Below are 12,590 nucleotides of genomic sequence, written 5' to 3'. Positions count from 1 at the left end.
CCTTCAGATCTTCCTCTACCGCCGACCGAGTTAGCTGTCGGGTTCGGGCCGGAAGAGTGGCCCTACACGTTTTTCGCGCATGAGGTATCCACTGGACACTCATGCGTGGCAACGCGATTCACCCCGATTCGGATCGGTTTCGACCGAGTCGCATCAGTGGTGATGCGCTCCGACGAGCCCGTCCGAAGGTTGTGGTTCCCCGGTTCGCCCGCGAGGGCGATTGAGCGGTGACTACTGCGGACCACTTCTGTTGAAGCGGGACGCTCCGCAAAGGTCTCAGAAAGGTTACGAAATCGGATGCGCTCTGTCCACCAGGCGACGGACAGCCAAACCTCGGCCGCTTCTCAGCCTGCCCTGAGGACGGTCACAGAGGCGCGTCGATCCGGCACCTGAACTGCGGTTTTGGCGGATCTTGCAGATCGTGCAGCGGCGCTGGTCACCATTGCAGCAGCCTGCAGAACATCGATGGCGAGGTCCAGTTCGGCATCCGCGTCCGAGGTGGCCGCCGTTACCGAACCTCCACCTTCGTGCGGCATATCGTCCCAGCTCGGACCACCAAACAGCACTGTCATCATGCACCCGTCGCAAGCGACGGGACGAGCCGGGCAGCGCGCACAATCGACGTACATAATGTGATCTCCATCTCATCTGGCGAGGGCGGGCCGCGTCGGCCCCGTTACGGGTCGTTGTGACCGTGAGAAGACCGCATTTCTCACGTCCAGGTGGAGACTAGGGGCGCCCACCGACAAGTCCGTCGAACAGCGATCGACACAGCAGTCACACGGGTCACACGACACGATGTCGGAGCGTCGCGGTCGCGATGTCGGTGGATCGAACTAGTGTTCGCCGGGTGATGCAGACCAGCGTGGACGGCTCGCCCGCGGGGCAGCTCACCTTCGCCGACCTGGAGGCCGCCGACCAGGGGGCCACGGGTGAGACGTCGAACGAGTTCAGCGACCGGTCGCTCTTCGAGACGACCCTCGTCGTCGTCGACCTCGAGACCACCGGGTCCGACCCGGTCCGCGACCGGATCACCGAGATCGGCGCGGTCAAGATCCGCGGCGGCGAGGTGGTCGGCGAGTTCGCCACGCTGGTCGACCCCGGCCGGCCGATCCCCCCGCAGATCGTGACCCTCACCGGCATCACCACCGCGATGCTGACCGACGCCCCCCGGATCGAATCGGTGCTGCCGTCGTTCTTCGAGTTCGCCCGCGGCTCGATCCTGGTGGCCCACAACGCTCGTTTCGACATGGGTTTCCTTCGGCAGAACGCGATCCGGCTCCACCTGCCGTGGACGTTCAGCCTCAGCCTGTGCACGGTGACCATGGCCCGGCGCATCCTCAGCCGTGACGAGGCGCCGACGGTCAAGCTGAGCGCGCTCGCCGACCTGTTCGACGTCTCCGTGCGGCCCACCCACCGGGCGCTCGACGATGCGCGCGCCACGGTGGAGGTCTTCCACCGGCTCCTCGAGCGCGTCGGCAATCAGGGCATCGCGACCGTCGGCGACCTGACGTCGTATCTCCCGAAGACCGACCCGCGCCTGCGCGCCAAACGCGCACTCGCCGACCATGTCCCGGCCCGTCCCGGGGTGTACCTGTTCCGCGGCCCGTCGAACGAGGTCCTCTACGTGGGCACCGCGGTGGACCTCCGCCGCCGGGTCCGGTCGTACTTCAGTGGCAACGACCCGCGCCGCCGCATCGCGGAGATGGTGCTCCTCGCCCAACGGGTCGACGTCGTGGAGTGTTCCCACGCCCTGGAGGCCGCCGTCCGCGAACTCCGGCTCCTCGGCGCGCACGCACCGGCGTACAACCGACGATCGACCCAGCCGCACAAGGGTTGGTGGGTGACCCTGACCGAGGAACGCTTCCCCCGGCTCAAGGTCAGCCGAACACCCACCGACGAGTCGATCGGCCCGGTGGGCAACCGCAACAACGCGGCGACCGTCGCCGACGTGATCTCGGCGGCCGCCGGTCTGCGCACGTGCACGACACGGCTCGGCGCGACGGGCTACCACTGGTGTCCCGAGGCCGATGGGAGGCGGCGGCCGGGGTCCTGCCGTGCGGCCACGGCGCAGCCGCAGACGGTGCCGGACTACTCTCCCCGGGTCACCGCGGCCCGCCGGCTCATGCGAGGTGAGGCCGACGAACTCCTCGACGGCCTCACCGCGCACCTCACCGACCTTGCCCAGGCCCACATGTTCGAGACCGCGGCGCGGCATCGGGACCGTCTCGCGCTCACGATCGACGCCCTCGCCCTCTGCCAGCGACTGGCCGCGCTGTGCGCGATCGCCGAGATCGTGGTCGCCCGGCCCGACGGTGAACGCGGCTGGCAGTTCGCGGTCATCCGGTACGGACGTCTCGCCGCCGCCGGACGCGCCCGACGCGGCGTCTCGCCCATGCCCGTCGTCGACGCGCTCGTCGCAGCCGCGGAGACCGTGTTACCGGCCCCCGGTCCGCTGCGGGGCGCGCCGGCCGAGGAGGTCGGCCTCGTGTACCGCTGGATGACCGAACCGGGCGCGCGCATCGTGTCGACGAGTGAGCCGGTCGCCCTGCCCGCCGGTTCCGCCGAACGCCGGCTCGGGTGGTCGCAGTCGGCGCACGACGCACGTGCGGCCAGACCCGTCGCCGACTCTCGCACACGGCAGGCGAGCTGAGGGCCACGCACCACTAGGCTGGCGGCATGATCACCGCCATCGTCCTCATCCAGGCCGACATCCACCGGATCCCGGAGACCGCCCAGGCCGTCGCCGACATCCCCGGGGTCGAAGAGGTGTACTCCTGTGCGGGCGACGTCGATCTGATCGCGAAGATCCGGGTCCGTGACCACGAACAGATCGCGACGGTCGTCACCGGCCAGATCAACCGGCTACCGGGGGTTCTCAAGAGCGCGACACACATCGCGTTCCGCAGTTACTCCAGCTCCGACGTCGAGGGTGGTTTCTCCATCGGCGAGAACTGACCCGCCGAACACTGAGCCCCACAAGGATTTCGGGGCAGCGTGACCGTCAGGCGGGCGCGGCGAGCCGGCCGCTGAGCTCAGCCCACCGCTGCAGCAGGTCGGCGGCGGCACCGTCGTCGATCGCATCGGCCGCACGCTCCTTCGCGGCGCCGAGGGCATCGGTCAGTTCCGCCGAGCTCATCGGGGCCTCCTGCTCGAACGCGACGATGGCGCCGGCCGAGTTCAGCAGCACCGCGTCCCGGACCGGGCCCGTGGTCCCGGCCAGCAACTCGCGGGCGATCGCGGCGTTGACCGTCGCGTCTCCCCCCTGCAGGGCGGAGAGTTCCACGCGCGCGATCCCCAGATCCGTCGGGTCGACGGTGAGTTCGTTCACCTGCCCGGCGACGACCTGCCAGACCGTCGACGTGGTGGTGGTCGTCAGTTCGTCGAGACCGTCGTCGCCGCGGACCACCAGCGCGGAGCCGCCGCGCTCGGCGAAAGCCCGCGCCAGAACCGGCGCCAGGTCGGCAAAGGCGCAGCCGATCAGCCCCCGGCTGGGTGTCGCCGGATTGGTCAGCGGCCCCAGCACGTTGAAGACCGTCGGGATGCCGATCTCCTTGCGCGGCGGACCGGTGAAGCGGAACGCCGGATGGAACACCGGCGCGAAGCAGAAGCCGATCCCGAGTTCTGCCACGCACTGCGCGACCGCGGCGGCATCGAGGGAGATGTCGACGCCGAGCGCCTCCAGCACATCGGCACCGCCGCTCTTCGACGACGCCGCACGGTTGCCGTGCTTGACCACCGCGACGCCCGACGCAGCGATCACGATCGACGTCATCGTGGAGATGTTCACCGTGTGCGACCGGTCGCCGCCGGTCCCCACGACGTCGACGGCCGGGCGACCGACGTCCACGAGCGTCGCGTGGTCGAGCATCGCGCGCGACAAGCCGAGGAGCTCCGCCGGTGCGGCGCCCTTCATCTTCACCCCGACGCCGAACGCGGCGATCTGGGCTCCGGTCGCACTGTCGGTCATGATCTCGTTCATCGCCCACGCGGCCTCGTCGGCGTCGAGGTCGAGGCGATCGGTGACCTTGCCGAGGATCTGCGGCCAGCTGAAGTCAGACTGTGCGGTGCTCACGGGGAGTCAGCATATTCGTGTTCAGAGCGGCGGACGCTGGAGGACGGCCCACTCGCGTGCGAATCCGCCGTGCCGCGAACCGAGGCTCGCCATCCGGGACCGTTCCTGCGACAGATGCATCGCGTCGAGCAGCTGGACCCGCGCCAGGACCAGGACCACGAGCCGATCGTCGCGCGGCGCCGGCCTCGGCCCCCAGCGTTCGTCGTCGACGGACTCGTAACCGTCGAGCGCGGCCACCGCGGCCGCGGCGGCCCGCCGGTCGGGTGGCACCTCGACGACATGCCGGAGGATCACCTCGTCCGCGGCTCGCCACGACGACGCGTCGAGCGCCACCGAACTCGCGATGGCGTCATCGTCGGACCGCGCCACCACCTCCACCCGCTCGTCCAGCGTCAGGGGACCGGCGCCGGCACGCGGGCGCAGCCGTGAGCGGAGCCGCGCCAGGCGACCCTGCTCGACGACTCGGCCGTTGAGATCACGGGGGCCGGGCGGCGCCGAACTGGACATGAACACACGGTAGCGAGCCGGGCGTCCGCCACACCCTTCCCGGACACGCCGAGGGTCACCCGATTCGGGCGCGGACCTGCGACGAGAGAAATAGTCGGGGGCAATTTCCGACCCGGGTGGCCACGGCTTACTACGAACCGTCATACTTCACTTGTGACAAGCGCTGTAGGTACCTCAGGAACAGCCATCACCTCGCGCGTGCACTCGCTGAACCGGCCCAACATGGTCAGCGTCGGCACGATCGTGTGGCTGTCCAGTGAGCTCATGTTCTTCGCTGGCCTCTTCGCGATGTATTTCGTCGCCCGTGCCAACTCCGCCGTCGGCTGGCCGCCGCCACCGACCGAGCTGAATCTCGCCCTCGCCATCCCGGTGACGACGATTCTCATCCTGTCGTCGGTGACGTGCCAGATGGGTGTCTTCGCCGCCGAGCGCGGTGACGTCTTCGGCCTCCGCCGCTGGTACGTCATCACCCTCATCATGGGAACGATCTTCGTGATCGGGCAGGCGTACGAGTACACCGTGCTGGTCGGCCACGGCACGACCCTCGCGTCGGATGCGTACGGCTCGGTCTTCTACATGACGACCGGGTTCCACGGCCTCCACGTGATCGGCGGTCTGATCGCGTTCGTGTATCTGCTCATCCGGACCAAGCTGTCGAAGTTCACGCCGGCGCAGGCAACCGCGGCCATCGTCGTCTCCTACTACTGGCATTTCGTCGACATCGTGTGGATCGGGCTGTTCGTCACGATCTACTTCATCCGATGACGCCGGCCCGTTCCACCACGACCGAGCGCAGCTCGATCTAACAACAGTCCGTCCCGCTTAGTAGAGAGTCACAGATGAGTTCATCTCCACCGCGTCCGTCGGATAGCGGCACCGAGGTCGGACCCGATGCCTCGGCCCGACGCTCCTCTGCACGCGACGCCGGCCGCCGCGCCAAGGCCCGACGCAAGCTCCGTCGGCGCGCAGGCGGCACCATCGTGCTGCTGGCCGGCCTCGTCATGGCGGGTGTGCTCGCCTCGGTGCTGACCCCCGAGCCGCAGGTCGCGGTCGCCGACGAGAGCAACGCCGCGATGATCGACGACGGTCGCAAGCTCTACGAGACCTCGTGCATCACCTGCCACGGCGCGAACCTCCAGGGCGTGCCCGAGCGCGGTCCCGCACTTCTCGGTGTCGGCGACGCCGCCGTGTACTTCCAGGTGTCGACCGGACGTATGCCGGCGGCGCGTGGTGAGGCGCAGGCCCAGCGCAAGCCGGCCAAGTTCACCACCGAGCAGATCGACCAGCTCGGCGCCTACATCCAGGCCGAGGGTGGCGGACCGCAGGTGCCGCGCAATGCCGACGGCACCGTCGCGATGGAGTCACTGCGCGGCGACAGCATCGGACGCGGCAGTGAGCTGTTCCGATTGAACTGCGCGTCGTGCCACAACTTCACCGGTCGCGGTGGCGCACTGTCCTCGGGCAAGTTCGCGCCGAACCTCGACGGGGTGAACGAGGCGCAGATCTACACCGCGATGCTGACCGGTCCGCAGAACATGCCCAAGTTCTCGAACCGTCAGCTCGATCCGGAAGAGAAGCGGGACGTGATCGCCTACGTCAAGTACGTGAGCGAGGCCAAGCCCAGTGGTGGTCTGGGCCTCGGTGGTTTCGGCCCGGTCAGTGAAGGCATGGTCATGTGGTTCGTCGGCGTCATCGCCATCGTCGCCGGCGCCATGTGGATGGGATCTCGAGCATGAGCGCGAACGACAAAGCCGTCCCGTCGCGGGACGAACTCGAACAGATGAGCACCGATGAGCTCGTCAAACTCGGCACCAATCTCGACGGCGTCGAGATCATCCACCGGTCCGAGCGTTACTCGGTGCCGGGCACCAAGGTCGAGAAGCGGGCCGAGCGTCAGGTGGCCATCTGGTTCACCGTGGCCGGCGTGTCCGCCCTCGCGTGCCTCGGGATCTTCCTGTTCAACCACTGGGAATTCGCCCTCCCGGACGATCCGAACTACTGGTGGTACACGTTCAACACGCCACTCCTCGGCGTGACGTTCGGTCTGTCGGTGTTCGCCATCGGCGTTGCGCTGATCCTCATCACCAAGAAGTTCATCCCGGCCGAGATCTCGGTTCAGGATCGTCACGACGGCGGATCGGCCGAGGTCGACAAGAAGACGATCGTCGGTCTGCTCCAGGACACCGGCGCCACGTCCACGCTGGGTCGTCGCAAGATGATCATCGGCTCTGCCGGTTTCGGTCTCGGCGCCTTCGCGGTCACCGGACTCGTGGCCTTCCTCGGCGGCTTCATCAAGAACCCGTGGGCCGAGGGCCCCGACTCGCCGCTGTGGCACTCGGGCTGGTCGCCGATCTACAACCCGCCGGAAGCGCCCAACGAGACCATCTACCTGCGGCGTGACACCGGCAACCCGTTCCAGGTCGCCCTGGTCCGGCCGGAAGATCTCGACGCCGGCGGTATGGAAACCGTGTTCCCGTGGCGTCGTTCGGACGGGTTCGGCGAGTCCGAGCACTCCCGCCATCTGCTGGAGGAGGGCCTGCACCAGGTCCGCAACCCCGTCATGCTCATCCGTCTGCGTCCCGAGGATGCGGCCCGTGCGGTCAAGCGCAAGGGTCAGGAGAGCTTCAACTACGGTGACTACTTCGCCTACACCAAGGTCTGCAGCCACCTCGGCTGCCCCGCCTCGCTCTACGAGCAGCGGAGCAACCGCATCCTGTGTCCCTGCCATCAGTCGCAGTTCGACGCCCTCGAGTACGCCAAGCCCATCTTCGGACCGGCCGCCCGTGCGCTGGCACAGCTGCCGATCACGGTGAACAACGAGGGCTACCTCGTTGCCGCAGGCGACTTCATCGAGCCCGTCGGTCCGGCATTCTGGGAGCGTAAGTCATGAGCATCGCCGAACGCCTCGGCACTCAAGCCGAAGAAGTGGACTCGCGGTATCACCTCGCCGCGGGCATGCGTCGCCAGATCAACAAGGTCTTCCCCACCCACTGGTCCTTCATGCTGGGTGAGATCGCGCTGTACAGCTTCATCATCCTGCTGGTGTCAGGCGTCTACCTGTCGCTGTTCTTCGATCCGTCGATGACGCGCGTGGTGTACGACGGCGCCTACCAGCCGCTGAACGGCGTGATGATGACCAAGGCGTACGAGACGACGCTGAACATCTCGTTCGAGGTGCGCGGCGGTCTCTTCGTCCGTCAGATCCACCACTGGGCGGCTCTGCTGTTCGCCGCGTCGATCATCATCCACATGATGCGCATCTTCTTCACCGGTGCGTTCCGACGTCCGCGTGAGGCCAACTGGATCATCGGTTGTCTCCTGCTGATCCTGGCGATGTTCGAGGGCTTCTTCGGTTACTCGCTCCCCGACGACCTCCTGTCGGGCACCGGCGTCCGCGCCGCCATGAGTGGCATCGTCCTCGGTATCCCGGTCGTCGGCACCTGGATCCACTGGGCACTGTTCGGCGGCGACTTCCCCGGCGTCATCATCATCCCGCGCCTCTACGTGCTGCACATCCTGCTCTTCCCGGGCATCATCCTGGCTCTGATCGGCGCACACCTCGCGCTGGTCTGGTACCAGAAGCACACGCAGTTCCCCGGCCCCGGCCGCACCGAGAAGAACGTCGTCGGCGTCCGCATCATGCCGGTCTTCGCTGCCAAGGCCGGCGCGATGTTCGCCTTCGTCACCGGCGTGCTGGCGATCATGTCAGGCGTCTTCCAGATCAACCCGGTCTGGAACATCGGTCCGTACAACCCGGCACAGGTGTCGGCCGGATCTCAGCCAGACATCTACATGATGTGGACCGACGGTCTGATACGTCTGTTCCCCGCGTGGGAGCTCTACCTGGGCAACTACACGGTGCCGATGTCGAACTGGGTCGTGCTGATCATGACCATCATCTTCGGCCTGATGTTCGCCTACCCGTGGATCGAGAAGAAGCTCACCGGCGACGATGCGCACCACAACCTGCTGCAGCGTCCCCGCGACACCCCGGTGCGGACGGCGATCGGCTCCATGGCGGTCTCGTTCTACATCCTGCTGACAATCGCATGTATGAACGACATCATCGCGTTCAAGTTCCACATCTCGCTGAACGCGACCACCTGGATCGGGCGTATCGGTCTGATCGTCCTGCCGCCGCTGGTCTACTTCATCGCCTACCGCTGGGCGCTCTCGTTGCAGCGCAGTGACCGCGAGGTCTTGGCACACGGTATCGAGACCGGCATCATCAAGCGGCTGCCGCAGGGTGAGTACATCGAGGTCCACCAGCCGCTCGGCCCGGTCGACAGCCATGGTCACCCGATCCCGCTCCCCTACGAGGGTGCGGCACTGCCCAAGCGGATGAACAAGCTCGGCTCCGCCGGTGCCCCGGGTACCGGTTCGATCCTCACGGCGGATCCGCCGGAGGAGCAGCTGCGGAACGTCGAACTCGAGCACGAGATCGAGGCCGGCGAGCGGAAGGCCCTCCGCGAGCTGCAGGCCAAGGGCGGCAACCCCTTCGGCGAGTAGTCGCAGGAAATCGCACGACCCACCGCGGGCCGTCGAGCACCATCTGGTGCGCGACGGTCCGCGGTTCGTTGTGCATAGTGGCCCACGTCGCCGACCGACACCGCTCCCCTCCCCCAGGGTGGCTGCCGGCGTGGGTCCGATGTGGCACGGTGTACCCCATGCACCGGTCACCTCCCCGAAGTTCCGGTCTGTCCCAGATCACCCGCGGGATGGGCACTCTCGATGCCGAGATCTACGATTCGATCGCGCGATCCCCGAGCCCGCTCCTCGACGTGACGATGCCGATGCTCACCCGGGCCGCCGACCATTCGAAGCTGTGGATGACGATCGCCGCCGGGCTCGCCGTGTCCGGCCGTCCCTCGCTGCAGCGCGGCGCCGCACGCGGACTGGTCTCGCTCGCCGTGACGAGTCTGGTCACCAACCAGGGGGCGAAGCGGATCCGCAACCGCTCGCGGCCCTCCCACGGACCGATCCCGTTGTCCCGGCGGGGTCGTCGACGCCCGACCTCCAACTCGCTGCCGTCCGGACACTCCGCCAGTGCTGCCGCCTTCGCGGTCGGTGTGGCCGTCGAAAATCCGCCCGCGGGTCTGTTGTTGTCGGCACTGGCCGGGCTCGTCGGGCTGTCCCGGGTGGCGACCGGGGCACACTACCCCGGCGACGTGGTCGCGGGGCTCGGCATCGGCGCCGTCATCGCCACGATCGGTGCCCGTGTCGTGCCGCCCATCACCGAACCGTCGCTGTCCCTGGCCGCCCCGTCGGTCGTCGATGTGGGACCCAACCCCGACGGGACCGGACTGGTCGTCGTCGTGAACCCGGGCTCCGCGGACGGACGGGGTCGCCGTGTGGTGGATGCGATCCGCACCGGGCTGCCGGCCGCCGAGATCATCGAGCTCGACGACACCGACGACATGGCAACCGTTTTCGCCGACGTGGCGGCCCGAGCGGAGATCCTGGGGGTGGCCGGCGGCGACGGCACCGTGGCGTGTGCCGCCGCTCCTGCGCTGGCCGCCGACATCCCCGTCGCGGTCTTCCCGGCCGGCACGTTCAACCACTTCGCGCGTGACATCGGTTGCGGCACGGTGGACACCACGATCGACGCGATTCGTTCGGGTTCGGCGTCCCGTGTCGACGCGATGTGGCTCAACAACTCCCGCCTGATCCTCAACACCGCGAGCATCGGCGCGCACCCCGACTTCGTCCGGGTCCGCCGGCGCCTCCAGCGGCGGATCAGCCGGCCGCTCGCGACCGCGGCGGCCGTATTGCACGTCCTCCGCAAAGACCCGCACGTCCGAATCGAGGTGGAGGGCCGTGTACTCGATGCGTCCCTGTTCCTCGTCGGCAACTCGATCTACCAGCCCACCGGATTCCTGCCGTCGCGACGCATCCGGCTCGACGACGGCCTTCTCGACGTACGGATCCTCGAGACAAGCCACCGCTGGGCGACCCTGCGACTCCTGGGTTCACTCGCGCTCGGTCGTCTTGAACGCTCTCACCTGTACCACGAGATGCAGGTCCCCGAGTTCCGCTTCACCGCGGTCGACGGCCCCGTCGCGGTCTCACACGACGGCGAGGTCGAGGAGTCGTTCTCGCAGGCCGACTTCCGCGTGGACTACCGCGTCCTGAAGGTCTTCCGGCCGGTCGGCCGGGAGCGTCCCTGACCGCTCACCGAGGGTCGCTCGGCGAAGACACGAGAGCGCCCCACCGGAGATCCGGTGGGGCGCTCTCGTGGTGCGTGCGCGGCGCCGTGCGGCGTCGGCGTCAGTGCCTGTCGCTCAGTGCTTCTCGGGGCCGACGTGGTACTCGAAGACCAGTCCCGCCGCGGTGCCCATGATGACGACGGCCGCGAAGATCGCCAGCCAGAAGTTGCCGGTCGCGAAACCGACCGCGAACGTCGAGGCGCCGAGCGCGATCAGGATGGGCCACCAGGAGTGCGGGCTGAAGAAGCCCAGCTCCCCGGCGCCGTCCTCGACCTCGGCGTCCTCGTAGTCCTCGGGACGGATCTCGACGCGTCGGGCGACGAACCGGAAGAACGTGCCCGCGATGAGCGTCAGGCCGGCCGCGAAGAACAGGCCGACGACGCCGACCCACTCGATGCCCTTGCTGGTGAACGCGGTGAAGAGGGTGTATGCGACGCCCGTCAGAAAGAAGAAGGCGGTCAGCATCTCGAAGAGGCGTGCCTCGATCTTCATCGTCAGCTCACTTCCTTGGTGCAGTTGGCGAGGGTCGGGTTGTCGGGATCACCGGTGGCACCGACGGAGCCGTCGGTCGCGCGGCGGGTGTCGAACGGCACCGTGGTCACCGCTTCGGGTGCCTGGCAGATCGACGCGAGCGCTTCCGCATTGGTGGCGCTGGGGTTCGCCTCGCGGAACCGGATGTAGCTGTCGAAGTCCTCCGGCGAGACCGCGCGGACCTCGAAGTTCATCATCGAGTGGTACGTACCGCACATCTCGGCACAGCGGCCGACGAAGGCGCCGGTCCGGTCGATCGACTTGATCTGGAAGATCGGGTCGGTCGCGTTCTGCTCGGGGAACGGGAAGACGTCGCGCTTGTAGAGGAACTCCGGCACCCAGAACGAGTGGATGACGTCGGCCGAGGCGATGTTGAACTCGATGCGCTTGCCGGTCGGCAGCACCAGGACCGGGATCTCCGACGACGAGCCGACCGTCTCGATCCGGTCGAACTTCAGGTAGTCGCGGATGTCGTCGTCACGACCGCCGGCCGGACCGGGCAGCTCACCGTGCTCGCCGCCCTCGTCGCTGCCGGCGTGCTCGGTCTCGGCGCCGCTGCCGGTCTGGGCCTGGACCTCGAACGGGTTTCCGTTCTGCTCGAAGCCGTTGTAGGTGGTGCCGTCGGAGAACTCGACCTGGTTGTAGCCGAACTTCCAGTTCCACTGGAACGCGGTGACGTCGACGACGACCTTGGAGTCGTTGTTCTTGCCCTCGACGTTGTTCTGCACAATGACCGTGAAGTAGAAGAGCACGGCGATGATGACGAACGGGATCGCCGTGTAGGTGAGCTCCAGCGGCACGTTGTATGCCGTCTGGCGCGGGAACACGCCCTTCTTGGCGTCGTTCGCGCGGTGGAACGTGATCGTCCAGAAGATCAGCGCCCAGACCAGGACACCCATGACCAGCGCCGCGATGACCGACCAGGTCCACAGATCGACCATCTCTTTGCCGTCGGGCGTGACGCCCTCGGGCCAACCGAAACGCATCGCCTCACTGGCGCTGCAACCCGACATCAGCAGTGCGCCGAGGCCGAGAGCGGCGACGAATCCGAGTCGCTTCATCGTCCGCGACGCTGATGAGACACGCCTCGCTCGGGGCCGTCCACCGTGTGCCAATTTCACGCCTTCCTGCTCGCTCACCGGCGCCCTCGCGCCGAGGTGAGTGCATGCCACATGACCTGCACGGGGCAAGGTCTTGCCGTGGACACACAGCAATTCTTGCACCTAGTACTACGCAGCGTAGACCAACCCGCGGAAGCTGTCGGAATCGGG

12 protein-coding genes and 1 riboswitch are annotated in these 12,590 nt (G+C 67.5%); of the genes, 7 read left to right on the top strand and 5 right to left on the bottom strand.

What is annotated here, in order from left to right; genetic code table 11:
• Nucleotides 1-4: 4 nt before the first annotated feature.
• Nucleotides 5-237, bottom strand: a riboswitch (cyclic di-AMP (ydaO/yuaA leader).
• A 107-nt stretch (nucleotides 238-344) separates the two neighbouring features.
• Complete coding sequence (locus tag B1818_RS11440) at nucleotides 345-575, bottom strand: hypothetical protein (RefSeq protein ID WP_254859646.1); 231 nt, start codon at nucleotides 573-575, stop codon at nucleotides 345-347.
• Between the two features lie 278 nt (nucleotides 576-853).
• On the opposite strand from B1818_RS11440, the gene B1818_RS11435 reads away from it, so the two are divergent.
• Both B1818_RS11435 and B1818_RS11430 read left to right on the top strand, forming a co-directional pair.
• Entirely contained in the window at nucleotides 854-2,653 is a 1,800-nt protein-coding gene (locus B1818_RS11435) for a DEDD exonuclease domain-containing protein (protein ID WP_176455917.1), read from the top strand.
• 26 nt (nucleotides 2,654-2,679) lie between these two features.
• The gene (locus B1818_RS11430) at nucleotides 2,680-2,958 is read left to right on the top strand and encodes an Lrp/AsnC family transcriptional regulator (RefSeq protein ID WP_058253073.1); all 279 of its coding nucleotides are present in this window, start codon (nucleotides 2,680-2,682) and stop codon (nucleotides 2,956-2,958) included.
• Nucleotides 2,959-3,004: 46 nt separating this feature from the next.
• On the opposite strand, the gene trpD is transcribed toward B1818_RS11430, so the two are convergent.
• Both trpD and B1818_RS11420 read right to left on the bottom strand, forming a co-directional pair.
• On the bottom strand, nucleotides 3,005-4,075 hold the full coding sequence (gene trpD / locus B1818_RS11425; RefSeq protein WP_078112807.1) for an anthranilate phosphoribosyltransferase: 1,071 nt from the start codon (nucleotides 4,073-4,075) through the stop codon (nucleotides 3,005-3,007).
• Between the two features lie 21 nt (nucleotides 4,076-4,096).
• A complete protein-coding gene (locus B1818_RS11420) occupies nucleotides 4,097-4,582 on the bottom strand; it encodes a hypothetical protein (protein ID WP_078112873.1) in 486 nt (161 codons plus the stop codon).
• A 153-nt stretch (nucleotides 4,583-4,735) separates the two neighbouring features.
• On the opposite strand from B1818_RS11420, the gene B1818_RS11415 reads away from it, so the two are divergent.
• The 5 genes from B1818_RS11415 (at nucleotide 4,736) to B1818_RS11395 (ending at nucleotide 10,749) form a co-directional block, all read left to right on the top strand.
• On the top strand, nucleotides 4,736-5,347 hold the full coding sequence (locus tag B1818_RS11415; protein WP_065630046.1) for a heme-copper oxidase subunit III: 612 nt from the start codon (nucleotides 4,736-4,738) through the stop codon (nucleotides 5,345-5,347).
• 74 nt (nucleotides 5,348-5,421) lie between these two features.
• The gene (locus B1818_RS11410) at nucleotides 5,422-6,318 is read left to right on the top strand and encodes a c-type cytochrome (RefSeq protein WP_058253076.1); all 897 of its coding nucleotides are present in this window, start codon (nucleotides 5,422-5,424) and stop codon (nucleotides 6,316-6,318) included.
• Entirely contained in the window at nucleotides 6,315-7,472 is a 1,158-nt protein-coding gene (locus B1818_RS11405) for a ubiquinol-cytochrome c reductase iron-sulfur subunit (protein WP_078112806.1), read from the top strand. The genes B1818_RS11410 and B1818_RS11405 overlap by 4 nt, the downstream gene beginning before the upstream one ends.
• On the top strand, nucleotides 7,469-9,091 hold the full coding sequence (locus B1818_RS11400) for a cytochrome bc complex cytochrome b subunit (protein WP_058253078.1): 1,623 nt from the start codon (nucleotides 7,469-7,471) through the stop codon (nucleotides 9,089-9,091). The genes B1818_RS11405 and B1818_RS11400 overlap by 4 nt, the downstream gene beginning before the upstream one ends.
• Before the next feature lie 209 nt (nucleotides 9,092-9,300).
• On the top strand, nucleotides 9,301-10,749 hold the full coding sequence (locus tag B1818_RS11395) for a bifunctional phosphatase PAP2/diacylglycerol kinase family protein (RefSeq protein WP_078112805.1): 1,449 nt from the start codon (nucleotides 9,301-9,303) through the stop codon (nucleotides 10,747-10,749).
• A gap of 114 nt (nucleotides 10,750-10,863) precedes the next feature.
• Here B1818_RS11395 and B1818_RS11390 read toward each other — a convergent pair whose 3' ends face one another.
• Together B1818_RS11390 and B1818_RS11385 are read right to left on the bottom strand one after the other, a co-directional pair.
• A complete protein-coding gene (locus tag B1818_RS11390; protein ID WP_058253080.1) occupies nucleotides 10,864-11,280 on the bottom strand; it encodes a cytochrome c oxidase subunit 4 in 417 nt (138 codons plus the stop codon).
• A gap of 2 nt (nucleotides 11,281-11,282) precedes the next feature.
• Nucleotides 11,283-12,380 (bottom strand): cytochrome c oxidase subunit II, encoded by a 1,098-nt coding sequence (locus B1818_RS11385; RefSeq protein WP_078112804.1) that lies wholly within the window; start codon nucleotides 12,378-12,380, stop codon nucleotides 11,283-11,285.
• Between the last annotated feature and the right edge of the window lie 210 nt (nucleotides 12,381-12,590).

Source organism: Gordonia sp. IITR100 (genome assembly GCF_002009645.1).
Taxonomy (GTDB): Bacteria; Actinomycetota; Actinomycetes; order Mycobacteriales; family Mycobacteriaceae; genus Gordonia; species Gordonia hongkongensis.
The sequence above is the reverse complement of the archived record's forward strand: the minus strand, read 5'-3'. Positions and strand labels throughout refer to the sequence as shown.